The sequence below is a fragment of the Cryomorphaceae bacterium genome (assembly GCA_007695365.1).
In the GTDB taxonomy this organism is placed as follows: Bacteria; Bacteroidota; Bacteroidia; order Flavobacteriales_D; family SKUL01; genus SKUL01.
Window position 1 is genome coordinate 1 of record REDV01000110.1, and the last position, 24,651, is coordinate 24,651.

At 46.6% G+C, this 24,651-nt stretch carries 24 protein-coding genes; 6 read left to right on the forward strand and 18 right to left on the reverse strand.

From position 1 onward, the window contains the following. The coding region (locus EA392_11760; protein ID TVR37761.1) for a hypothetical protein at window positions 1-2,605 on the reverse strand (2,605 nt) is incomplete at its 3' end. 520 nt (window positions 2,606-3,125) lie between these two features. On the opposite strand from EA392_11760, the gene EA392_11765 reads away from it, so the two are divergent. Continuing rightward, complete coding sequence (locus tag EA392_11765) at window positions 3,126-6,935, forward strand: hypothetical protein (protein ID TVR37762.1); 3,810 nt, start codon at window positions 3,126-3,128, stop codon at window positions 6,933-6,935. A gap of 147 nt (window positions 6,936-7,082) precedes the next feature. On the opposite strand, the gene EA392_11770 is transcribed toward EA392_11765, so the two are convergent. Further along, on the reverse strand, window positions 7,083-7,280 hold the full coding sequence (locus EA392_11770) for a hypothetical protein (protein ID TVR37763.1): 198 nt from the start codon (window positions 7,278-7,280) through the stop codon (window positions 7,083-7,085). A 26-nt stretch (window positions 7,281-7,306) separates the two neighbouring features. On the opposite strand from EA392_11770, the gene EA392_11775 reads away from it, so the two are divergent. Continuing rightward, window positions 7,307-7,528: a hypothetical protein gene (locus EA392_11775; GenBank protein TVR37764.1), complete on the forward strand. Its 222-nt coding sequence runs from the start codon at window positions 7,307-7,309 to the stop codon at window positions 7,526-7,528. A 29-nt stretch (window positions 7,529-7,557) separates the two neighbouring features. On the opposite strand, the gene EA392_11780 is transcribed toward EA392_11775, so the two are convergent. After that, entirely contained in the window at window positions 7,558-7,851 is a 294-nt protein-coding gene (locus EA392_11780) for a type II toxin-antitoxin system RelE/ParE family toxin (protein ID TVR37765.1), read from the reverse strand. Further along, on the reverse strand, window positions 7,848-8,066 hold the full coding sequence (locus EA392_11785; GenBank protein TVR37766.1) for a hypothetical protein: 219 nt from the start codon (window positions 8,064-8,066) through the stop codon (window positions 7,848-7,850). Before EA392_11785 ends, EA392_11780 begins: the two co-directional genes overlap by 4 nt. Before the next feature lie 274 nt (window positions 8,067-8,340). On the opposite strand from EA392_11785, the gene EA392_11790 reads away from it, so the two are divergent. Together EA392_11790 and EA392_11795 are read left to right on the forward strand one after the other, a co-directional pair. Beyond that, entirely contained in the window at window positions 8,341-8,577 is a 237-nt protein-coding gene (locus tag EA392_11790; GenBank protein TVR37767.1) for a hypothetical protein, read from the forward strand. Continuing rightward, the gene (locus EA392_11795; protein TVR37768.1) at window positions 8,559-8,855 is read left to right on the forward strand and encodes a type II toxin-antitoxin system RelE/ParE family toxin; all 297 of its coding nucleotides are present in this window, start codon (window positions 8,559-8,561) and stop codon (window positions 8,853-8,855) included. The genes EA392_11790 and EA392_11795 overlap by 19 nt, the downstream gene beginning before the upstream one ends. A gap of 1,402 nt (window positions 8,856-10,257) precedes the next feature. On the opposite strand, the gene EA392_11800 is transcribed toward EA392_11795, so the two are convergent. From EA392_11800 to deoC, 6 genes are all read right to left on the reverse strand, one after another. Beyond that, a complete protein-coding gene (locus EA392_11800; protein ID TVR37769.1) occupies window positions 10,258-11,100 on the reverse strand; it encodes a DUF3037 domain-containing protein in 843 nt (280 codons plus the stop codon). Window positions 11,101-11,402: 302 nt separating this feature from the next. Beyond that, the gene (locus EA392_11805; GenBank protein ID TVR37770.1) at window positions 11,403-11,807 is read right to left on the reverse strand and encodes a hypothetical protein; all 405 of its coding nucleotides are present in this window, start codon (window positions 11,805-11,807) and stop codon (window positions 11,403-11,405) included. Beyond that, window positions 11,804-12,949 carry a hypothetical protein gene (locus tag EA392_11810; GenBank protein TVR37771.1) on the reverse strand — a complete coding sequence of 382 codons (1,146 nt, stop codon included), beginning with the start codon at window positions 12,947-12,949 and terminating at the stop codon, window positions 11,804-11,806. The genes EA392_11805 and EA392_11810 overlap by 4 nt, the downstream gene beginning before the upstream one ends. 98 nt (window positions 12,950-13,047) lie before the next feature. Continuing rightward, window positions 13,048-13,998 (reverse strand): aldehyde dehydrogenase family protein, encoded by a 951-nt coding sequence (locus EA392_11815; protein ID TVR37772.1) that lies wholly within the window; start codon window positions 13,996-13,998, stop codon window positions 13,048-13,050. A 2-nt stretch (window positions 13,999-14,000) separates the two neighbouring features. After that, window positions 14,001-15,452 (reverse strand): aldehyde dehydrogenase family protein, encoded by a 1,452-nt coding sequence (locus EA392_11820; GenBank protein ID TVR37773.1) that lies wholly within the window; start codon window positions 15,450-15,452, stop codon window positions 14,001-14,003. Between the two features lie 3 nt (window positions 15,453-15,455). Then, window positions 15,456-16,373 carry a deoxyribose-phosphate aldolase gene (gene deoC, locus EA392_11825; GenBank protein TVR37774.1) on the reverse strand — a complete coding sequence of 306 codons (918 nt, stop codon included), beginning with the start codon at window positions 16,371-16,373 and terminating at the stop codon, window positions 15,456-15,458. Between the two features lie 195 nt (window positions 16,374-16,568). Here deoC and EA392_11830 point away from each other — a divergent pair, with 195 nt between their 5' ends. After that, entirely contained in the window at window positions 16,569-18,218 is a 1,650-nt protein-coding gene (locus EA392_11830; GenBank protein TVR37775.1) for a T9SS C-terminal target domain-containing protein, read from the forward strand. A gap of 156 nt (window positions 18,219-18,374) precedes the next feature. On the opposite strand, the gene EA392_11835 is transcribed toward EA392_11830, so the two are convergent. The 8 genes from EA392_11835 to EA392_11870 form a co-directional block, all read right to left on the reverse strand. Continuing rightward, the gene (locus tag EA392_11835) at window positions 18,375-18,671 is read right to left on the reverse strand and encodes a YtxH domain-containing protein (GenBank protein TVR37776.1); all 297 of its coding nucleotides are present in this window, start codon (window positions 18,669-18,671) and stop codon (window positions 18,375-18,377) included. Window positions 18,672-18,871: 200 nt separating this feature from the next. Further along, window positions 18,872-19,027 carry a lmo0937 family membrane protein gene (locus EA392_11840; GenBank protein ID TVR37783.1) on the reverse strand — a complete coding sequence of 52 codons (156 nt, stop codon included), beginning with the start codon at window positions 19,025-19,027 and terminating at the stop codon, window positions 18,872-18,874. Window positions 19,028-19,085: 58 nt separating this feature from the next. Further along, entirely contained in the window at window positions 19,086-19,649 is a 564-nt protein-coding gene (locus EA392_11845) for an AraC family transcriptional regulator (protein TVR37777.1), read from the reverse strand. 263 nt (window positions 19,650-19,912) lie between these two features. After that, the gene (locus EA392_11850; GenBank protein TVR37778.1) at window positions 19,913-20,275 is read right to left on the reverse strand and encodes a hypothetical protein; all 363 of its coding nucleotides are present in this window, start codon (window positions 20,273-20,275) and stop codon (window positions 19,913-19,915) included. A gap of 277 nt (window positions 20,276-20,552) precedes the next feature. Continuing rightward, on the reverse strand, window positions 20,553-20,801 hold the full coding sequence (locus tag EA392_11855; protein ID TVR37779.1) for a hypothetical protein: 249 nt from the start codon (window positions 20,799-20,801) through the stop codon (window positions 20,553-20,555). Between the two features lie 686 nt (window positions 20,802-21,487). Further along, complete coding sequence (locus tag EA392_11860; GenBank protein ID TVR37780.1) at window positions 21,488-21,760, reverse strand: hypothetical protein; 273 nt, start codon at window positions 21,758-21,760, stop codon at window positions 21,488-21,490. Window positions 21,761-22,062: 302 nt separating this feature from the next. After that, complete coding sequence (locus tag EA392_11865) at window positions 22,063-22,401, reverse strand: cupin (protein ID TVR37784.1); 339 nt, start codon at window positions 22,399-22,401, stop codon at window positions 22,063-22,065. 85 nt (window positions 22,402-22,486) lie between these two features. Next, window positions 22,487-22,714 (reverse strand): hypothetical protein, encoded by a 228-nt coding sequence (locus EA392_11870; protein ID TVR37781.1) that lies wholly within the window; start codon window positions 22,712-22,714, stop codon window positions 22,487-22,489. A 121-nt stretch (window positions 22,715-22,835) separates the two neighbouring features. Between EA392_11870 and EA392_11875 the strand changes: the two genes are divergently transcribed. Beyond that, window positions 22,836-24,651, forward strand: a 1,816-nt coding sequence (locus EA392_11875) for a hypothetical protein (GenBank protein ID TVR37782.1), incomplete at its 3' end; no start/stop codon positions are given.

A 24,651-nucleotide genomic window follows, 5' to 3' on the forward strand; every position in this document is an offset into this window, starting at 1 on the left:
TAATCTCTCCGCCATTTTCACCGGCGGTCGCATCGATAGAAGCCGTTGAACTGCTGCCGCTCCAGCCGTTGGGCAAAGTCCAGGTGAAGGAAGTAGCTCCAGGAACTTCTGCAACCGAAAAAGTAGCGTCGTCGCCGTCGCAGAAAGTGATATCACCGCTGATCGCTCCGGGCTGTGCGGGCGCGCTATTCACAGTTACGTTGAGCGTTTGTGCAGTTGACGACCCGCAATTGTTGTTGGCGGTAACGGTAATTGCTCCGCCATTTTCTCCGGCAGATGCGTTGATAGAAGCCGTTGAACTGCTGCCGCTCCAGCCGTTGGGCAAGGTCCAGGTGTAGGAGGTGGCCCCGGGAACTGCAGCTACAGAAAAAGTAGCGTCGTCGCCGTTGCAAAGGGTAATGTCGCCGCTGATGGTTCCGGGTTGTGCGGGTGCTTCGGTGCATCCGGCACTTTCGAGTGCGCCGAAAAAAGCGTCGCTGGCTCCTCCACCATAGCCGGGTTGGTGGGCTCCGGGGGAGGAAAACACATTGGTTGAGCCGGTGAATCCGGTCATGTAAACGCCGTCGTTATTGGCATGGCAACCATTAGCGATGTCGTTGCCGCTGCCGCCGAAGTAGCTACCCCAAAGAACCGCTCCATCTGCGTCGAATTGCGCGAGATAAGCATCGTTGGTGCCGCCACCATTTTCAGTTTGCGTGGCATCATCGGAGGCGATGCCATCGGTAGATGACGTTCCGCCGACGATGTAAACTTTGTTGTCTCCTGAAACCGCGCAACCGAAGGCGTCGTCATTTCCGCCGCCTCCGAAATAGGTACCCCAGGTTCTGTTTCCGGTATTGTTCATTTTGGCGATAAATCCGTCGCTGCCCCCACCCCCGAAAAACTGCTGATGCGATCCGGGTGAGGCAATGTTTACGGGTGATTGGGTGAGTCCTGCAATGTAAATATTGCCCGAGGCGTCGGTATCACAAGCGCGAATCCAGGTCCAGCCCGACGTGCCGCTGTAATAGGTACCCCATTGTTGTTCGCCGTCGGTGTTGAATTCGGTCAGAAAACCGCTGAACTGGCCGCCTGCTATATTGGGCTGATAGGTGCCCGCTGTAGCCATGTTTGAAGAGGACGAAGTGTATCCGCCAAAATAGATATTGTCGTTGGCGTTCACGGCGATGGCCAACGCCACGTCTTGTCCGCTGCCGCCAAAGTAGGTACCCCATTGGCGAACTCCACCTGGACTGAATTTAACCAGAAAGGCATCATCCGAACCAACTCTGAATTGCTGGTGACTTCCGGGTGTTCCAATAGCGTTGTTGGAAAGCGAACGACCTGTGAGATACACATTGTTATTGCTGTCTGTTGCACAGGCAGATCCCCTGTCGTGACCGGTTCCGCCATAAAACGTACCCCACTGCCGCACGCCATTGGTGTTGAATTTAGCAAGGTAAGCATCGTAGTTGCCGTTACCACCGGAGAATGGTTGGTGGGCGCCATCAGAACCTATCATGGCCGTGGAATTGGTGGCTCCGCACAAAAAGACATTGCCCAGATTGTCGGTGGCACAACCGTTTCCTTCATCCCAACCAGACCATCCGTAGTAAGTAGCCCATTGCCTTGCGCCGGAGGAGTTGAACTTTACTAAAAATGCATCATAAGCTCCACCAAGTGCAAAACTTAAAAAACTTCCGGACGTGGCAATTGATGTGGTGGAGTTGGTTCGTCCCGACATGTACAGATTTCCATTGCCATCGGAAGTGCATGCCTGCCCTTCGTCCGCTCCGGTTCCGCCATAAAATGTTGACCACAGTGAAGTAGGTGGGTCGATTCGCATGGGCAGGCCGGGTTCAAATCCGTCAATATCAAAGCGGACAATAGTGCTGTTTTCAGATTGATCGATAACCCATCGGGCATCAAGCATCTTTTTGTTTTGAAAAACAGCAAGTTTTCCCTCTCGAATTTCGCCAAAAGGGGTTTGCATAATCAGGTTTCCTTCGTTGTCGGCACTTACATCTGCCCCGGTAACTTCAAACGCGATTTGGGTGTAATCTTCCGCTCTTTCCAACAACCAGTCGCTTTCGAGAGTGCCTTGCTTACTGAAGAGCAACAAGTCAATTCCCGGCCACACATTGCGGTAACGGACATCTTCGTATTTCTTTACCATCAATGCGGGCTCGTTACCCAAAGGCACGTTGTAGTAATTGTTATAACCTGCCAGGGCCTTGCCCGGAACTACCTCTGCGTATTCATTGGTATTAATCCAATTCAGGTCTACACGATAGATGCTAAAATCCGGAGGTGTTTGTTCATCCGGGTTGAGTTCATTTTGCGAGAGATTCTCCTGTTCTTCAAAAGAAACAATCTGGTAGCTGATTCCATTTTTTCGCAGGTGAAAATTCAAACCATGGGTTACGCCGCTAAAAAGCACATCAGGTCGGGCTTGCCAGTTCTGGTCGCGCACCTGGCCACCGTTTTCTTCAAAGCTCAGTTTATTGGTTGTAGCGTTGATTGATTCCAAATGGTTCAATAAGGTTTCATTGCTGTTCAATGAAAAGTCTTGTGCCGCTGTGTTGAGGGCAGTTAAAAAGATCAAGGTGCAGAAAGCGAAGCGCATGGGTTTGGTATTGGGGTATATAATCGATTGCAAGGATAGGTATTGCGGCTTTTGAAACCGGAGGGGACTTTTCGGTGTGTAGCTGTTGGGTGACGCCTGGCCATGTTCTTTTATCTAATGGAATGGAAGCAGCCAGTATGGCAGGAACTACCGATACGTACAAATGCCCCCCGGTACTCGCCGTGCTCGCGAAGCTCTGCTTCGTGGTTTTTTAATCGAGGCAAGTTGAACTTGCCCCTTATCGCATAGATATATAGCCGCGCCTTTATTCACATAAACCTGGTTGAGACCGGCTTTGTGAACAGCCCTGAAGATGGGCGGCCGAGTAGTGCCATCCCCGATGGCCCGATCAAAACAGAAGGTTTGTGAATGTAAGCAGAGCTTACAGGATGAAAGGGCCCACGAAGGAGGGCTTCGCGGGTACGGGGAAACAGCATATTACAATCACAATGTCAATAAAAAGTGATAATTTCCTGAGGTTTCAATTTTTTCGAAGAAACCAGCTTTCTATTTTCGCAAGGTGATTCACGAAAAAAAACTCGATGCCCAGATAGATAGATACATCGACCAGATCTTTAAACCGCACATCAGGCAACGCGGGCGCAATTATTTCCGGGGGAACTGTGTATGTGTGGCAGAATATGACTCTGAGGAAATGATTGTGTTTTTTCTTGTTACAGGGTCGGAGTTTTACGAAACTGAAGTGCAGTTCAATCAGGACGGTGGGCTGAGTCACGTTGTTTCCACACATTGCAGTTGTCCGGCTGCGGATTTTGATGCTTGTAAACACCAGGCGGCTTGTCTGTATTGGATAAAAGCAAATATGGCTGAGCTACAAATTCTCGTATCCGACCACAATGAGGTGCCAGGTACGGAAACTCCAACTTTCAAACCGAAGAAAAAAGAAGCCTGGAAAAAAACTTTGCGGTTGACATCCGAACCTATTCGCATCGAGAATTTTGAGCAACACAAGGATTTCCGTCAAAAATATGCAATGCCCCACTTCAACTACCCGTACAGTACAATAATGCGCATTGATGAAATAAAACCAGGGTATTTTGCGGTAGAGCTTTTACAATCTTTTTATCAAAATTTCGAAAGAGGCTTGCATAGTTTAATTACCCTTCAAATCGACAAAAAGGACCTCAACGTAACCTGCGATTGCGATCAAAGGGTACAACAGCTTTGTCCGCACAGTGCGTTGATAATCGATACATTGCAACAACAAAATTTGCTTTCACAATTAAAACAGCCATCAGCGCAACAGCTCAAATTGCAGGGGCAGCAAGCATTGAATGAATACGGCCTTAATCCAAAAGCCAAATGGCAATTATATTTTGAATTTCGAATGACTACAGAAGGCCGAAAAATGGTTTTGAAACCCGAATACGCTAAACTGATGAAAAAAGACAAGTTTCAGGAATTGACCAAGCGGTATCAACTCAACAACAGTTCTGAAGAAATACTGGTCGAAATTGAGTCGTCCATTGTGGATGAAAAAACCAGGTCGCAAACCCACCAGGTGGGCTTTGCCTTTTATTTCGGACCGCCACACAAATCAAGGTTTGGAATGCACACCGTCTATGCGCTTCCCGATAAAAACGGCAAACCGATGGCCAAGGGTTTTCGGTGTGTATCCAACCTGAGAAGGTCGGACAAAGTCAACTACAGGAAAGAAGATCGATTGCTGGAACAGTTTGTAAATCAAAACTTCGAAATTAAAGAAGCAACAGCCCATTCTGCTTTAAGCGTGTCGCGGTTATTGAATGATATGTCCGAAACACTCGCTGCACATCCCCACCTGTTTATTACGCATTCGCCCATTTTTCGCAGCGTGCGCAAAAGCGAAATAGAGCCCATTGATTTTGAGGTGGGATTTCCACCTATTCGGTACGAATTACATCAAAAAGACGACCTGCTCGAATTGCGGGTGTGTATTACACATAAGGAGAAAGCCTTCAGGCCGGAAATGCCCGAGGTGGCCATGCCTTATCCGCACTTCCTGTTAATAAACAACACATTGTTTTATAGCGCATCCCCGGAGGAGGCAGCGCATTTGAAAATGGCTTTTGAATTGGATGGCAGTTTAATGACACGCGTTCGTTTTTCTGAATCGTTTTCCCAACATCTTGCGCCCATATTTCGAAAATACCCGCTTGAAATTATGGGCGATACTTCAATCGAGGTATTGACCCAAAAGCAAAAAGTAGTTGCCAAGGAACTGTACCTTTCTGAAGTGGGTGATTTTGTGATATTCAAGCCATTTTTGCGGTATGAAGACGATACGCTGGTGGAATTACTGAATGATGGCACTATTTGGGATACGGAAGGAGAAAGTTTACGAACCAAATCGCACGACAATGAAGAAGCGCAGAAATTCCACGATGCTATCAGAGAATCCCACCCAAAGTTTAAACAACAATTTCGTTCTGATTTTTTTCATCTGAGCTACAAAGACTTGCTGGATGAGCATAAATTCGTTGAACTCTTTCAAGCATTGAACAATGCCGAGGTTAAGGTATTTGGAGAAAAAAATCTCAGTAAACTGAAGAGCATTCCGGTGCCGGCGCAGGTGAGTTATACCGTGCAACGCGATATCGATTGGTTTGAACTCAATGCCACCTTCACTTTTGGCGATCAGAATGTCAGCTTAAGCCAACTCAAAAAGCGGTTTATTCCCGGTAGCCGGTTTATTGATTTAGGTGATGGAAAACGCGGAAGCTTGCCAGAAGAATGGTACCGACGATTACAGCGGATTTTCCAGATGGGAAAGAGCAAGGGTGAGGGGATGCAAGTACCTACTTTTCACTTCAATATTATTGACGAACTTTTTAACGACCTGAAAGATCCCGGAATCAATGAGTTCATAGCAGAACGTCGGGGAAAATTAATCCATTTTGAAACGCCACAGGCACAGCCACTGCCCAAAGGCATTAAAGCCAAACTAAGACCGTATCAACAGGAAGGATACCAGTGGCTTTGCTTTTTAAAATCCTTTGGATGGGGCGGAATTCTTGCCGACGACATGGGGTTGGGTAAAACGCTGCAGATAATTACTTTTCTTAAGTATGTGCTGCAAGAGAACAAACAATGCAATTTAGTTGTAGTGCCCACTTCATTGCTTTTCAACTGGGAAAACGAGCTCAAAAAATTTGCCCCTGGAATCAAATATCATTTCCATTACGGAGCCACCCGGTCGCGCGACATGAAGACCTTTAACAAAGCCGGGCTCGTGATCACCAGTTATGGACACCTGGTAAGCGATGCAGATTTATTGAGCACATTTGAATTCAATTATGTTGTTCTGGATGAATCACAAGCCATTAAAAACACGGCAAGTAAGCGTTATAAAGCTGCCCGGTTACTGAAAGCGCAGAATAGAATCGCCATGACCGGAACTCCGGTAGAGAACCACACGTTTGACCTGTTTGCTCAACTTAGTTTTGTAAATCCAGGAATGCTCGGTAGTGCTGCCCAATTTAAAAGCCAGTACGCCAAAGCCATTGATAATCTTCAGGATGCCGAACGTGCTGCCGAGCTCCAAAAGATGGTGAAGCCATTTATTTTGCGCCGAACAAAAGAGCAAGTGGCCCAGGAACTTCCCGAAAAGGTAGAGGACATCATATACTGTGATATGGATAAATCCCAGCGTAAGGTGTATGATGCCCATCGCAATGATATCCGCAAGAGTTTGTTGGGAGAGGAAGAATCCGAAATTATCACCACCGAGCGGTTTAAGGTGCTTCAGGCATTAACCAAATTGCGCCAGATCTGTAACAGCCCAATGTTGTTGCCGGGCAACGAAAAGTATTCCGGCGCATCCGTGAAAATAGACACGTTGATGACGCACATTGGTGAGAAAACCGGAGATCATAAAATTCTGATTTTTTCCCAGTTCACCCAAATGCTCGCGCTCATCCGGAAAGAGCTTGAACAGGAAGAAATCAACTACGCATACCTTGATGGCCAGTGCAACACTAAACAGCGGCAAGAAGCGGTTAATCGCTTTCAGAGCGATTCGGATTGCCGCGTTTTTCTGATCAGTTTAAAGGCAGGCGGTACAGGGCTTAACCTGATGGCGGCTGATTACGTTTATATTGTAGATCCATGGTGGAATCCGGCAGTTGAAAACCAGGCTATTGATCGTTGTTACCGCATAGGCCAGGATAAAAAAGTAATTGCCTACCGCATGATTTGCAGACACACCGTTGAAGAAAAAATCCAGGAGTTACAGAGCCGCAAGAAACAACTCGCCCAGGATCTCATCAGTACAGACGAAGGAGTTATTCAAAAGTTAGATGGACGCGAATTGAAAGAACTGTTTTTGTAGAACTGGCGTCTTTTTCCCTCTTGCGGATGTCGGTTGCCGCCGTAGGGATGGCAGTGGCAGACGTAAATTTGAACCCAAAATATGCGTTGAGCAGTGCCCATCCGGAAAACCCGATTAGAACGGAAGATTTGTGAAGGTAAGCGGAGCTTACTTGATTAACACACCACGAAGCAGAGCTTCGCGGGTACATGGGGGAGTAAAAAAACCAGGATAGCTGAAGCCCGTGCGGAATTTGCGGCGGGAAAATCTGTTTCCGGGGATGAGCTGATGAAAGATGTCGAAAAATGGCTTTTGACGATGAGCTGAAAGCGAAAGCACAGCAACGGCATTAGCTTTTTGCGACAATCACTAAATTTGAACAAAGAAAAACCATGGATATCCAGGCACTAAAAGCGGAGTTGGTAAAGCAGATTCTAGCCACACACAGCAAGGAATTGCTCGACAGGATGTGGAACCTTCTGAAGCGCGAGGAAAAGGATTTCTGGCTCGAGCTTACCGATGCACAAAAACGGGAAATCGAAAAAGGACTCGAGCAGATCGAAAATGGCCAAACGGAAGATTGGGATGATTTTGTGATGTTTAGATACTGTTAAATTACTAATGGACAAGAATGTTTACTCCCCTATATCTTCAATTCTCCAGGGTCCCTGCGCGAATCAAAAATGGCAATCACCTCAATTTCATTCTTTTTTGTTCTGTAGTACAGCGTAGTTTGTTTACTCACCACGCACTTTCGCACACCCCTTTTAAACGCGGACGAGGGGAAACTATCAGGAAAGGCAGCCATTGTCTGAAGCGCCAAATCCAGTTCATCAATAAATGCATACTTGACGCGAACAGACCATGTTTCTTCGAGATATGACAAAAGGAATTCGAGATCCTGCTTTGCCGATTCTGAGAAACTAACGGTTTTCATTTCCGTCGGTGAGCGGCGATGATCGATTCGTAGGGTGTTTTTCTCCCGGCGTCCAGGTCTTTGATGCCGTCCTCAATCTTCGCTTGCTCATCTGCTGTCAGCTCATTCCAGAAATCCGATTGCTCCTTAATTTTTTCGATTTTACCCAATAATCGCTCGTCCTGAAGCTTCAGCAACCACTCGATCAAAACCAATTTTTTCGCGGAAATGTCCATTGACTATTTATTTTCAACCTTTTCAAAAATACGTTTTTTTCTGGGAACATGAGACTGCGACACTTTTGAGGCTCACCCCCTCAATTCAGCCACGCACTCCTTAACGCTTCCAACAGAGGCAACAAGTTCTTGCGCTGGTCGAATTGCGGGAAAACGCGGTTCCAGCAGTGGTCGTGTACTCCAAAAAATGTAATGTACTGGACACAGTTGCATATTCGGCACAGAGCATCCACTTTGCAATTATCTTCGTAACTTTCATTCAAATTAAAGAAAGATGAATATTGCTGAGGTAAGAAACCGAATAATCAGCCAGGTGGAGCGTATGGATGATGCTGATTTCCTTGAAGCCATTATGCAGCTTCTGGACACCCGTTCCGCTTCCGGGCAATATCAGCTAAGCGACGAGCAAAAAAACAGGGTAGCTGAAGCCCGTGCGGAATTTGCGGCGGGGAAATCTGTTCCCGGGGGTGAGCTGATGAAAGATGTCGAAGAATGGCTCAAAACGAAGTAGTTTGGTCATCACGAGCCAGGCTTGAACTGTATGAAATGCTTAACTTCTATTTCGAGCGAAATGGCACTATTGAATATAGCCAGAAACTGTTTGAACAGATTAAAGCCAGTGCTGAGCTCCTCGGTCGTCACCCAAACCTCGGCGGCAAAACTGACAAGGAAAATGTGCGGGCGCTGGTTACTGTCGATTACGAGATAATCTACGAAGTGTTTGATACGCATGTCCTAATAGTTTTGATTTGGGATTGCCGGCGAAATCCTGATGACAAAATGGTTTGAGGTGAAGGCTGCGCATACCGCGAGTGGAAGTGGGTTTATTTTGTGTCTCCATAAACCCCGATTGAGGCCGGCTTTATGAACAACCCTGAAGATGGGCGGCTAAGCAGTGCCCATCCGGAAAACTCGATTAAAACAGAAGAGTTGTGAAGGTAAGCGGAGCTTACAGGATGAAAGGGCGACCCACGAAGCAGAGCTTCGCGGGTACGGGGACGAAAGGATTGACTTCGTGGAAATGCACAGCGCGCGGGAGTGGGCAAAAAAATGGTCAACCTCCTTTTCGTCGACAATATTCACTCATTCGTCGAATATTATTCAGCATTGTCTCAAGTTAAAATATATTTGTATTGTTCAATCCTGAATATAAAAAGGGTTGCCGAAGTTCCAGTTCGACAACCCTGTAGTCACCTGTTAAAAAACTATTTAGGAATTGTAACAGGATTTTTTTGATAATTCTGACGATTTTAGAAAAGCGGTTTAAGTACCGCTTTTCTGCGTTTTACCCTATCCAATAAAGAATCGGTAAAATCACAATAAAAATCATCCGAATCTCCCGAAGGAGTTTTCTGATTTTTTTCATTTGAGAAAAAATAATTAAAAATTAGTACTCACTTTCGAAAAAGGCTTGTTAAGCCTTCTTTTCAAGCGTAATTCATAATTGTAAAATTCGCTATAAATAAAATCCAGGCCAATCGAATTTAATCCACATTCATTTTAAGTTTTCAACACGAACTCTTGGCTCGGTCTTGAACACTAGTAAACACATACCTTTCTGTGATTCGCGCATTCTTAAAAACATTTTTTCACCTCCGTCAGATGATTTTTTTGGCACACCTAAAATTTAAAAAAATAGAATTTTTAGATAAACCATTGAGAAAAAGCATTTTTCTAACGAGAAAACTCGACTAACAGAAACAATTGAATGACGTACTGAACATTTATAATGAAATATATATATGTGACGTTAGTTTCTGTCTCAAAAAAGTTAGATAAAACTGGCTCATACATTAGCTTTTTTTGAGACAGTTAAGCTGCAATCCCCGGCGATTAAACCCTAATTAGTGGGCTCTCCATTGAACAAGTTACTCTTGCTCGTAATTATATTTCAGATAAAAGGACCAAACCACATATACCTAAACCTTGTTGTGTCTATCTGTGTACACCACCGGGAGAATTGGCGTTTAAGCAGTATAAACCCCGATAGCTCTCTCAAACAGAAAAGTAAAGAAAGCAATGCATACGATATTCATCGCACTACGAAGCAAATCCCCCGCTACCGCGCGAATCCCTTCGCGTGGTTTTTCAAATCTACACAAAACCATCAATACCCACTCCCTTTCCATCAATCACCTCCACCGGGTGCCAGGTGGTTTTGATTTCCCGGGTGTAACAAATTCTGAGGACATCACTCATGAGAATCATGTAATTCCATTTCTCGTTTGATCTTTAGCGCTATCTTTTTGGCATCCTTATCCGAAACGATATCGACTTTTAACCGGTCACTATCAACTTTCAGGTATTCTTCAATAAATTCTTTTAAATCATTGTGTTTAGGAGGTAGCGAAGTGAGAAGCGTCAAATGAAAGTTTTCCGTTGACTGATTCAATGCTTGAAGTTTACCTGCCCATTTATAAACCTTTTCTCGCACGGATTCCTTCTTCTTCAAAACAAATGACAAGGGTTCATAGCTGTGCCACCTTTCATTCTTCCAGGAAAGGTCAAACGCCAATTCATCATTCGGAACGCTAACCTTATGGGGTTTAAGGCGGTTTATGATACCATACTTTTCGAAGTGCTTTTTGTACTTTTCTTTCCAAATTTCTTCATCAGTCCTGCTGCCGGTATCACCTTTTTGGACAATGTATTTTTCTACCTGATTGTGAAAGAGGTCCTCCAACGCGATCTTAGGATCAATATCCAATCCGTATCTGGCTTCTGTCCATTCCAGCGCATTATTGTCATTGGGAACAATGCCCGAGGTGATAAAACTAAGATCTTCTGAAGGCTGAAACAACGTTTTCAGTTCTGAAGCAATGCTTTCAACTCTTGCTTCGATGTATTTTAGAGAATGCGTCACCCACCTCCCATCTGCACCGGGGAACAAGCTCGTTATACGATGATATTTATTGGTGGTCCGAATACCCAGAAATCCGTCTTCTTCCTGATAAACTACAACTCCCACATTCACGTATTCGCCTGTAAAGCGATCATGGATGTACCGTAAGATTTGATATTGATACTTTTTCATTGTGACAGGGTTTGGTTAAGGCTCTCAGCAAATTCAACTCGATTTTCAATGATACTTTCCAAAAATTCAGGTATTTGTTTTACCTCATCTGTTTTCCACTCCGGAGGCAAAAGATTAAACGCTTTTTCCCCCGCTCCCGCGAGAATCCATTCTCCTGGGCTCTAATCCACATGTCTCAATACCCACTCCCATCCCGTCAATCACCACAACCGTACGCCAGGTGGTTTTGATTTCCCGGGTATTGCTTGAGCATATTTTCATTTGATTACGGATTATTGGAAATGATGTCATAAGACGTGGTATTAGCGTGAATTGGTTTTGGGTTGATACAGCCATCCACGTTCTGTCGCGAACAATTTGAGCATACTGGCAATTCTTTTAACTTCACGTTTTACTGCAATGAAAGACCGATAGTCCAAACTGCAATGCCCCTCAAACGGATCATTGTCTTCTATAACGGCCAAATCAATGGAATCACATTCTTTTTTTGAAACCGCGACAATTCCTGCGCTGGTCAGGCCAATGGTGTCGGTATAATGCTCATAAGCTTCTACGGCTGTGAAAACGTCTCCATTATAGACGGATAGCAGCCCATTGTCTTTTGGGGTAGGTTTAAAAGTTTGGGATGTGAAGGTTTGGATTGAGATGGCATTGCCTTGAACCCAACTCGGATGTACCTGTCGAAGAAGCAACGTATCGTCAATCATTCTGTTCGTCCTTTGATTTCCAATAACAGCTCATTCAGTTTTTTCCAATCTCCTTCCTCAGTCAAATTCAATTGTTCAGAGTTCTCCTTTTTTGATGCGGTATCAAGTTCAAAATAATCTGCGTTCTGCGTTTTAAAATCAACTTCAAGTGAAACCTCATTGTTGTCGAACGACCATTCAAACTGTACGTTTCCTTCTGGTGTTGGAAATGCTGCAGGTAAAGGCAAGTCATCCGAGTTGTAAAAATTCTCAAAAGCTTCGGATAACCAATTCAAGCCCTCTCCATTCAAGGGCGCCCCCTGATTCCCGTCCAACCATCCTGATTTTAGCAGCGAGAGTTCTTCGAGGCGGGATGGTACATCAAATTCATCCAAAAGATTCATTTCTTCTACGTCGTGAATAGCTTTTAATTTATCCGACGCACTAAAGATTCCAGTGGCTTTGATGAGTACCTTTTGTCCATCTTCGAGCCCGAAAAGTGCTTCCTGAAGATTTTTTGTGTGCTCCTCGCCATACGTGCCTTTTATCTTTACACCATTGAGGAGTTGTATATCAAACGACCGTCTGTCTTTATCCAGGGCAGTAACAAGCCCCCGAATACTCAGGCTTGCGGTATATTCATTCGATCTGGATGAAGCCAAAAGAAGTCGTTTTCTGCTTTCCTTATTCAAAACGGCATGTCCACCATCAACCTTTGAAAAACGAATAGACTCTCCATCCCTCAACTTTTTCCCAAAGTGATCAAAATACCTCAAAACCTCAGGATTTGCATAATCTGTTATGTTGTCACCCCCGGTATGGGCTACTTCAATTGCTTTGATAATCCGAATCGGTGCTTCTTCGAAGTAGGCGTGGTTCGCTTGAGGGAACATCCCGGTTAAACCAGTGACCAGAATGATTTTTGGAATCGTACTTCCCGGTGAAATACCTTCCAGTTCAAACGAGATGTCACGTGTGAAATTTTTTGGAATGCGCTGACGATCTTTATTCTTCTCCAAATATATCTGCTTGGCCATCTCAATGGTCATTTCCCTCAGAACGTACAAATCCTCAATTAAATCCAAAGGAAATCGGTGCGCCTCAAATCGCTCTCCTTCATATTTTGGAGCATAGATTTCTATAATGTGAGGATTCTCAGACATGGCGAAAGTGAATGCTAAAGTAAGAAATACTTCATGCCGCGATATACAAAATGAAAACTGAGATCAGAAATTCTGTTAAATAACAGTTTCACAAGCTCCTAATACCCACTCCCCTTCCCGTCAATTACCTCAATTGGGTGCCAGGTGGTTTTGATTTCCTGGGTGTCGAGGATGAGGTAGGGGTTTTGGGTGTCGGGGTCGGTCCAGTCGTGGTGGCGGTCAAAAAAGCGTTTCAGGTTGTCGGTGCACTGCTCCTGCAGTTTGGCCGCGGTGGCGGCGGGGCAGTCGTCCACAATCAGTCCGTGCACGCCCATGTGGCCGGCCATGTGGGTGTAGAGTTCGTCGCGTTGTCCGGTGAGCAGGTTCACCACGCCGCCCGGTACGTCGGAGTCGTTGATGATTTCGGCCAGCGTAATGGCGCTGAGCGGGTATTTTTCAGAAGCCAGCACCACGGCCGTATTGCCGCCCGCAATAACGGGGAGCAGGTTGCTGAGCAGGCTGAGCAGCGCGGTGTCGTTGCCCGCCACGGCGGTTACCACACCCATCGGTTCGGGCAGCGAGAAGTTGAAATGCGCAGAAGCCACGGGGTTTACCGAGGAGAAAATCTGCGTGTACTTGTCGCACCAGCCGGCGTAATGCACCGTGCGGTCGATGCACAGCTCCACTTCGGCTTTGGCTTTGGCGGTGGAGTAGCCCATCTGCACCATCTCGGCCACGAGCAGGGGCGCGCGCTGTTCCATCATTTCGGCCATGCGGTACAGCACCTGGCTGCGGTTAAACGCGCTGCGGCCGCTCCAGCCGGGCAATGCCTTTCCGGCGGCGCTCACGGCGTTGCGGAAGTCCTTGCGCGAGGCGCGGCACACGTTGGCCAGCACTTCGCCCTTCGCGTTTTTCAGCTTGGTGTAGCGCCCGCTTTCGGTGCGCGGAAATGCCCCGCCGATGTACAGCTTGTAGGTTTTCAATACCTCCACGCGACCGCCTTTGGATGCTGAGCCGTTGCCGTTGGTGGCGGCTACTTTCTTTTTATTTTTTGTCGTTGAGTCTGCCATGATCAGTTCATTTTGAGGTAAGGAGACAATCCGTGCAGTCCGCCTTCGCGACCAAAACCGCTTTCCTTGTACCCGCCAAAGGGCGAGGTCGGATCGAATTTGTTAAACGTGTTCGCCCAGATTACTCCCGCGCGCATTTTGCTCGTCAGGTTGAAAATCTTGGAGCCCTTGTCGGTCCACACCCCGGCCGAGAGCCCGAAAGGCGTGTTGTTGGCTTTGGTGATCACCTCGTCCACCGTGCGGAAGGTCTGCACCGCCAGCACCGGCCCGAAAATTTCTTCGCGGGCAATGGAGTGGCTTTGCGATACATTTTCGAAAAGCGTGGGCGCGCACCAGAATCCTTTTTTCGGAATGGCGGCCGAGCTCTGAAACATCATGGCACCTTCTTTTTGTCCCAGCGCCAGGTATTTTTTTACCGTTTGCAACTGGTCTTTGCTGTTGATGGCGCCGATGTCGGTGTTCTTGTCGAGTGGATCGCCCACGATGAGCGTTTCCATGCGGTACTTCAGTTTTTCGAGCACCTCGTCGTACACCGATTCCTGGACAAACAACCGCGAGCCCGCGCAACACACGTGCCCCTGGTTGAAGTAAATGCCGTTGATGACGCCCTCCACGGCCTGGTCGATGGCGGCGTCTTCGAAGATGATGTTGGCGGCTTTTCCGCCGAGTTCGAGCGTTACTTTTTTGCCCGAACCGCTCACCGCGCGCTGAATGATTTTGCCCACGTCGGTGCTGCCGGTAAAGGCCACCTTGTTGATGTCGGGGTGATTGACGAGCGCCGCGCCGGTAGCTCCCGCGCCGGTGATGATGTTCACTACTCCGTCCGGAAGTCCGGCCTGTTCAATGACTTCGGCCAGTTTGAGCGCCGTGAGTGGAGTGGTTTCGGCGGGTTTCAGCACCACGGTATTTCCGGTGGCGAGTGCGGGCGCGATTTTCCACGCGGCCATCAGTAGCGGAAAATTCCACGGAATAATCTGTCCGGCTACGCCCAGCGCCGAGGGCTGCCGGTTGGGAAAGGCGTAGTTCAGTTTGTCGGCCCAGCCTGCGTTGTAGAAAAAGTGGTTGGCCGCCAGCGGAACGTCCACATCCCGCGATTCGCGGATGGGTTTGCCGCCGTCCATGGATTCGATGACGGAAAATTCGCGGGCGCGCTCCTGGATGATGCGGGCAATGCGGAAGATGTATTTGGCGCGTTCGGCGGCGGGCATTTTGCTCCACACCTTGTCGTAGGCGTTGCGGGCGGCTTTTACCGCGGCGTCCACGTCTTCTTTGCCGGCTTCGGCCACGGTGGCCAGTTTCTGTTCGTTGGCCGGGTTAATCGTATCGAAGGTTTTTCCGGATTTTGCCGGTTGAAACTTTCCGTTGATAAAAAGTCCGTATTCCTTTTTGATCTCTGCGTGGTCGGCGCTTTCGGGTGCGGGCGCGAGGTCCCAGGTATTTTTCTTGTTGGCCATGGTTTAGTCGATTGAGAAGTAATCTGAACTTTGGTAAAAACCGGTTTCCTGTTTCATCAGTTGCATAAGCACGTCGTTGGCCAGGCTGCTTGCCCCAAAGCGGAACCATTCGTTCGTCAGCCAGTCGTCGCCGAGGGTTTCTTTCACCATGATGAGGTAGTGCAGCGCCAGTTTGGAATTGGAGATTCCGCCGGCGGGTTTCATGCCCACCATGCGGCCGGTTTTTTTGTGGTAGTCGCGGATGGCTTGCAACATCACCAGCGTAACGGGCAACGTGGCCGCGGGTTGAATTTTTCCGGTGGAGGTCTTGATGAAATCGGCTCCGGCGTGCATGGCGATGTCGCTGGCGCGGCGCACGGTGTCGTAGGTGTCGAGTTCGCCGGTTTCGAGGATGACCTTGAGGCGGGCTTTTCCGCAGGCGTCCTTGATGGCGGCAATCTCGTCGAACACGAAGTTGTAATCTCCGCCCAGCATTTTTCCGCGGGAGATCACCATGTCGATTTCGTCGGCTCCGGCGTCAACGGCCATTTTGGTATCGGCCAGTTTGATGTCCATGGACGATTGCCCCGAAGGAAAAGCCGTGGCCACCGAGGCGACTTTGATCCCCGATTTGCCGAGTGCTTTTTTGGCGACGTCCACCATGCTGGGATAGACGCAAATAGCGGCTACCGTGGGCAGCCCGGGCAGCGCGTCGTGCAGGTGTTGAGCTTTGTAGCAGAGTTGGCGCACCTTTCCGGGGGTGTCCTGTCCTTCGAGCGTGGTGAGGTCGATCATGCTGAGCACCATTTTCAGGCCCTGCACTTTGGCTTCTTTTTTAATGCTGCGCGTTTGAAAGCGTTGGGCGCGTTCTTCCACGCCTACTTTATCCACCCGCGGACTGAGCCGAAAGTCGGGCAGGGGGGTATGAGTTGTTGACGGCATTCGATGAAATTTATTCAGCGTTCGAAGTTACGGAATAATGAGAAAGGCGCTGAGTTTTCCATTGGCAGAAGAGGGTTGCTGTGTGCTGATTCAACCCTAAGTTCAGATGGGTTACCAATGTGAAGATGTCAGTGTAACTTTTGTGCCACATGGCATCGCGCTTTAGTTCTACTTTTCACTGGCAATTGAAATTTTATGAAACAATCTACTTCGGGTTTTTTGGGCAATGGCATGCTGTTCGTCCTGTTAACGGGATTCACTATACTGTACAGCAGTGATTTGTTTTCGCAAGAGGTTCCTTTCGGCATCGAACTTGAGGAAGTTCAGATTAACCAACTCGGCGGACTTCAGTCGTTTGCGGTTGGTCAGCACAATGGCAAATGGTTGGTAGTAGGTGGCCGTTTGGACGGATTGCATCGCCGTCAACCCTGGGCTGCTTTTGATCTCGCAGGGCACAACAACCAGGTTTTTGTGATTGATCCTGTAAACGAGCAGGTTTGGACTTCGCCTCTCTCGGTTTTAAACGCAGGTTTGGCCGAGCAACTTCGATCTACCAACATGCAATTTCATCAAAGCGTGGAGTACCTGTATGTTACCGGAGGTTATGGTCGTAGCGATATAGAAAATGACCATGTTACATTCAACCTGCTCACGGCCATCAACGTTCCCGGAGCCATTAACGCCGTCGTAAATCAACAGGATATCAGCCCCTATTTTCAGTCGTTAGCGCATGAGCAGTTTCGCGTGGCCGGCGGTCACCTCAAAAAACTGGGCGAGGTTTTTTACCTGGTGGGAGGAAACAAGTTTATGGGGAGATACAATCCGCGCGGACCCAATTTCGGACCCGGTTTTGTACAGGAGTACACCAATGCTGTAAGGCGATTTACAGTTAACTGGCAGGGTGATGCATTTTCGGTGGATTTCCTTGAGCCCTATGAAGATGCCGAGAATCTGCACCGCCGTGATTTCAACGTAACACCGCAGATTTTTCCCAACGGGCAGGAGGGACTTACGGCGTTTTCGGGCGTTTTTCAACACAATCTCGATTTGCCTTTTCTCAACAGCGTGGATATTACAGCTGGCGGCTACACGGTGAACGATGATTTTACGCAGTATTACAATCACTACCACTGCGCCAATATTCCGCTATACGATGCGGAGGCCAACGAAATGCATACGCTGTTTTTCGGTGGAATTGCCCAATTTTACGATGAGGGTGGTGTGTTGATTCAGGATGACGACGTGCCTTTTGTGCGAACCATTGCGAGGGTAACCCGAAGTGCAGATGGTAGCATGGCAGAGTACAAACTACCCATAGAAATGCCCGACTTGCTCGGGGCGGGGTCAGAGTTTATCGTGAATGAAAGCCTGCCTAAGTATTCCAACAATGTCATCAAGCTGAACGAACTGGAGGGTGATACCATTCTTTTGGGATACATCTATGGTGGTATCAGCAGCAGCGCTCCCAACATTTTCTTTGTGAATGATGGTACGCAGAGTACAGCCAGCAGCGAGATTTTTAAGGTGTTTTTATTGAAGAGCGCGGTAACGGGTATTCATCAGGTTAATCCTCACAGCATCAGCACACTAAAAACATTACTATATCCGAACCCCAACAACGGGAAATTTCTGTTGGAGTTTAACCTTGTGAGACCCTCTCAGGTAACCGCAACCATTCATTCTGTGGCTGGCCAACTGGTGGAAACCGTAAAGCTGGGGCACAACCAGCACGGCATGCAGTACTACACCATCGATCTGGTGAACAGGCTTGTGCCGGGGCATTACCTCATCAAGCTGAAAACAGATTACGAGGAGAGTGTGCAGCGGCTGGTGGTGAGAGAATAATGTAGTTTTGCTATGAACGACTTTGTGCAGCCGGCGAAAGCACTCAAGACCTGTGCAGGGATCACTTTCGGAAGTTAAGGCCCTGGCTCATTGAAATAAAAAAAAAGGAGGATAGTCATATCCCCCTTTCTGATCGAGCTGTTTGTGGCTAGCAGACTACATAGTTCCTGCAAAATCTTTGGCATTTTCTTTTACATCCTGAACCTTAACTTTTGCAAGTTCCTTTTCTTTTTCAAAATCCTGTTTTAGGTTATTGAAAAGCTTGTTGTATTTGGATTTAACCAAATCCTTGATTTCATCTGCTTTGTTCGCTATTTCATTCCGTAGATCCTTGCCCTTTTGGGGAGCTAAAAAGAGGGTGGCGACGCTGCCTGCCACTGCTCCAACCAGGATTGAGCCAATAATTAAACCGATGTTTTTAGATTGCTTCACAGCACTGTTTGAATTTTTCATTTTGAATTTGTTGTTTGTTAGATGCGTTAAAGTTTAACCCAACTTATGCAATAGGAGGAGTAAAAAGCTCCGAACTACGTGCATTAGTTTGGGTAATTTTGATTTAGAGAATCATTTTTGCAGTGTAGCGTAGCCAACTGTAAGAGATTGATTATCTAAATCGAACATGCAATTGGCTAAAGCCAATGCATATTTTGGGTTTAAATGGGTTTACGTCCCTGGATGACCCTGAAGATAATTGCAATAACGGCAATTACGAGGAGAACGTGTATAAGGCCACCTGCGCTGTAGCCCAGGTATCCTATAGCCCATGCAATGACTAATATTACTGCGATGATGTACAAAAGATTGCTCATGATTATAGATTTGTTGAATGTCAGTTTTGTTCCTTCATTTTCCGGATTGGCCAGATTGTTAATCGGACATCTGACTTTGGTCAGCATGAAGTCTGGTTTTTCGCTTGAAAATACTTGGCGCGAAACCGGTTACTTCTTTAAACTGATTAGATAGATGGCCTATGCTGCTGTAGTTGAGTTGATATGCGATTTCGGTGAGTGTTTGATTGTTTTTACGGATCAGATCTTTGGTTAATTGAATTCGGTGATTGATGATAAATTGCTTAATGGATAAGCCTGTTGTTTCAGAAAAGATCCGGGCAAGATATGCGTATTTCACGCCCAGCTTGTCGCTGATGTACTCTGAGTGATTTATAGCAAGTTCATGAGCGGAGTGGGCCAGCATGGACTGTATTACCAGCTTTACTTTTTGAACCAGTTCTTCGTTATGGTTTTGAATCACTTCCAGGCCATAACCGGAGAGGTTGTGTCGCAATGCTTCAAGTTGATCGGAATAAAGGGGTTTTGGTAATTCAACCCTCCCTAGTTGGATGGTGCTTCCTTCTATGCCGAGTCGTTTTAGTTCAGCGGCAACTTTCTGCTTACAACGGTTTGAAACCATGTGTTTGATGTAAATAGTCATGACTTGTGAAGTTAAAAGTGAAACGTTTTTTGGAATGGGCAAATTCGTTTTTTACGGTTCTGTAGGATGGCATCTGTTTCTTTTGGGGTGAATAGTTGGTTAACGAGAGTATTAAGGCCTGAAAAAGGGAGCACTTATAAAACATTGCATGAGTTGCCAAATGAATGAATGCTTGTCGGGCAATGAGATCATAAGTGCTCCGGGAACTTTGGGCCGTCGACTGGTTTTATGATGGGTGAGAGACCCCTGAATTCAGGAGTCTGTCAATTTTTCTTTGGTTCAGTCCGGCTGTAGCGTTTCGTTAATACACCGTCCATGTCGAGGTGTTCATCTTCTTTCAACATTACGGGCTTTTCGCCTTTCACGGTGTAGTTGCCATTGACTGAGACCACAGTGCCATTGTCGAGTGTTGTTTCGCGCTTCAGGGCGAGAGAGGTTCGGTTTTCTATAATAAGCATCTTACCATCTTCTACGATAAATCCATCCCTTATCTCGGATTGGGCCAGGTGGTTTGTGCTGTAGAAGCGTTCCGAATCACTCAGACCGGGGCGTTCGAGTATTTCAATTTGAGCAATTGCACTTGTGCCTATAAGAGAAACACACACTATGAGCATTAAATTTTTCATGATTTTATGTTTTAGGTTTAAACTTGTTTTGATTTCAATTTTTTAAATGGGGTGCTTGGTGCTGCGTGCATTGGCAGAGCCAAATACGCTTTGCGAGGTAATTACCAGATCCTAAACAAAAGAATGCGATTTGAATAGTATTTACAGTACGGAAGATAAAAGCAAGGTTTAGCTTTATAGTGAACCGGCCTGAAGAGTTGCTTTCAGATTGCCGGGGAGCAAGGTTGTCAGGGGTAATGGTTTTAAATATCAATCGTCAGATCATACCGGTATCGGACTACTGATCAAAATGATTTTGTTCTCTTTCCATGGCAGTTTGTTTTTTGGTAGGACTAACCAGGAGATGTGTTATTTCCTCTTTGTTGTCCTGGTTATGGTTTAACTTTTCGGTCCGTATTGATACGTTTTCCTGGCACCCAACTATCGGCGATACAACTACTTCTACAATCCTGCACTTTTCTATGTGAAATTCGGAGCACAGAACGGCTTTCAATGTTGAGTCAATCTTGTAGATACGTATCATCATGCCGGGGTATGTTGCTGTGTTTCTCCTTCCAATCAAAGGTGTAGTTAATTCATTGAAATTGTGTTACAAAATTTCTATTTATTCTTACAATTTATTCTTTGGTGAGGTGAGTGTATGGAGGGTTTTTCTCTCCCCCAATCAGAATGTCAAAAAAAAAGCGCGGTGATTGAACACCGCGCTCTCATTGCAGGATCGCGGCTCTTATCGCTTGATACCGGAAGGGTTGCTTTTGGCCTGTTTTCGTTCCTGCTCTTTTCTGGATTCGGCTGAATGTGTTTTGCTGGCAGGACGAGGGTCGCGCTGCGAAGTTTCTTTGTTGTCTTTCTTCGGAGTTTTTTTGTCCTTGAGTGGATCATTCTTTTTTTCGCTCATGACGTAGAGTTTTAAGTTAACAGAATTGTTACTGCTCAAAGTACGTTAGGTTGACAGGATATTTCCTTACGCTTCACAGTTAAGATGTTGTAAAATTTATCAGGGTCTAGAAGAAGCATTTTGTTCGACGCAATGTAAAGAAGCATTGATTCCGCGGCCAGGGTTTATGAAGGAGCTCGGGTGCATTTTGTGCCTGCGGATTTTGCTTCTCGCGGTTGATTGTCGGCTTCATGCGGAAAGGCTCACGGTTTTTTGGAACACAAAAAAAGCGCGGTTATATGTCACCGCGCTTTTTTCACAATAGCCGTAAGCAATTATCGTTTCGAGCCAGAAGGAGTGCTCTTTTCGTGCTTACGCTCATCATCCTGGTTTACTTTCGATGAATGGGGCTTTTCAGCCGTGGGATTTGCGGGTTGAGGAACGCCACTCTTGTCTTTTTGTGGCATGTTGTGGTCTTCTCTGTCTTTACGGCTGTCATCCTTTCCTGCGCGGTGCTGATCATCCCTGGTGTTGTGCTGATCCTTCTGATCCTTCTGATCCTTCTGATCCTTCTTGTCGTTGTGTTGTTCATTCTTATTCTCGCTCATGATTTAAGGTTTTTAGGGTAACTGAATTGTTACTTTGTCAAAGGACGATATCACAAGCAGATAATACCTTACAATTATTGAAAGGTAAATTGCATAATTCTGTTTTGATACATATAAGTGCTTGTTTGAATATGTGTTATTGGGTGAAGCGTGGTGTACTGGGTGTATGCGCACGTACCCGCAGAATAGGTCATAAGCGAAGCTTACTGTATGTTTTGGAACTCACCCAACCACATGTAAGCATAAGCCGGATGTTGGGTACACCGGTTCAGGTCTCCATAAGTGATGTACTTCCTGTTATATCAATCCTCGTATCCGCTCTTAATGACGGTTGAAATCATTTTAAACTTTTGGTTGGCGTTAAAGTGGTGCAGTGTATGGGCAGGGATGATAATGCCGGAGCCCAGCGTTAAATGGATTAATTTTTCGCCCATGGTGAGGTCGGCCGCTCCATCAATAATTTGAATGTATGTGTCATAGGGAAGTGTTTTTTCACTCAGTTCTTCTCCTTCACTGAACGACATAGCGGTTACGTTGCCTGTAATCTTCTTGATGATCGTTCGGCTGATTACGGCATTTGGCATATACTCCACGATCTCAACAATTATATGCTCAACACCTTTGGGTAACTCCGCGCCGATGGGTCGGTTACCAGTATTTATTCCTTCAATTTTATTCATTTGTTCCGGGGGGGTGTAGTTTTGTTTAAATCGGTGTAAGGTACGTTTAATTTTTGATTAACTTGTTGTAGAATTGTTTTTGATACTTGTAACTTCTAACGATACTGCTGTATTGGGGGTAAGGTACAGATAATAAATGAAATAAAACACCTACATTAGATGGATGGGTGCATGTGCTGGAAACCCACCAATTCATTAAAAATATAAATTGAAAATTGAAAAATGTAACAAGGTTGGAGGCAGCGGTGCTCATTTTTGTGCCGTAGAAATTCATCTACGCTTTAAACCCATTGATCATGAAAAAATCAGTACTCAGCATGTCAATAGCGATGTTTCTGTTGCTATTGCCATTGGCTCATTTCGGGCGTGCTCCCGATTTGACAGTAAATGCCACGATGGTGGCAGATGTTATATGTCCTCCGGGAGAGGAATTTGAATGTTTCTCAGACATTCCCTCTCCTGACCCTTCCTTGCTTGTTGTGTTGGACTTTTGCGGGACGCCTGTAGTTGAATGGCTTGGCGACGTAAACTCCGGCGATAACTGTGCAAATGGCACGGTGCTTCGCACGTACGCAGCAAGCGATGATTGCGGAAACTACTTCGAGTGTACACAGGTCTTGTCCTACCAGGATAACACGCCTCCAACATTCGATACGGTTGTTTCAGACCTGTTTGTGCAGTGTCCGGAAGATGTACCGCCCATGGCGGACATTACATCCACCGATAACTGTGCAAGCGTTTCGCAGATATGGGCTTTTGATGACCATCTCGCAAACGGAGATACGGTTTGTGTGCTCACCGATGCCGTAGGGCCGGGAGTGGACTGGGGTTTGGTTCTCTTTAATTTGCCTGGATCTTCAGATTACTTCGTGTTTAACACACCCGGTAGCATGGAGCTTTATGACGACGGCTCGGCAATGATTACCGGTACTGTGCAGGCCATCAACAATCCCAATCAACAGTGGATGATTTATATCCGCCTTGAAAATAAACGCAATTGGAATGACTGGAATGCGCTCGGGCGTCATTACAAAGACGACCTAATGATTGCAGGAGATAATTATCTCGACTGGAATTTCTATGAGCTCGACAACAATAATTCCTTACTTATCGGAATGGGCGATTTTGCCGGTTCATTTTTGGAATTGAGCCATATTCCCGCGAGCTATTTGTTCGGTTTTCAGGTAGGAGCCGCTGCCAATAACAAGAATGCAAACTATGGTATGTCCGGTTGGTTTCACTACGAAGGTGTTTTCAACGGGGCATCTGTAAGCGGACATGGAGACATCAACGTGGATAAAGAATGTCAGGTGAGCTTCCTGCTTCAGGAGTGTTTTTACACCATCAACCGCGAGTGGATTACTGTAGATGACTGTGGTAATGTGGCAATGATGTCTCAAACCATTACGGTAGATGATACCATCGGGCCTGAATTTACTGAGGTGCCCGATGATCTTGTTTTGGATTGCTACAGCGCAATACCGGAAGTAGATCTGTCAGAACTGGCAGCAACAGATAATTGCAACGGACCTGTCATCATCACGTTTGCGGGCGAAATTCTTGTAGGCGATCTCTGCCAGGGAACCTTGACCCGAACTTTTGATGCCCTTGATAATTGTGATAATCTCACAAAACATTTCCAGACCATTACCTTTAATGACACTTCGGCCCCGGTGCTGACAGGCGTTCCGGCCGATCTGGCCCTTTCATGTGAAGAAGTGGTTCCGGCAGCAGCCAACGTAACAGCCTTTGATAACTGTGATGGCGTGGTGAACGTTGTGTTTACCGAAGAATATGTACAAGGCAATTGCCCGCAGTCGGCAACCATTACTCGAACATGGAGTGCTACCGATAATTGCGGAAACAATACCACCGCGACGCAGATCATCACCATTTCCGATGATATTGCACCTGTAATCACCTCATGTCCTGCAGATGCAGATTACGATTGTTATGCAGACATCCCCGGGCCCAATACAGCCCTGGTTGTGGCAGTTGACAATTGTGGTGATGTGAGCATTTCGCATATCGGTGATGTACAAACCGGTGATGAGTGCACGGGCACCATTGTTCGAACTTACCGCGCAACCGACGAATGCGGAAACGCCGCTGACTGTGTGCAAACCATCACCTACGATGACAACGAAGCACCGGTATTTGTGAACCCACCTGCCAATACCATTGCCAGTTGCGATGATCTTCCCGATCCGG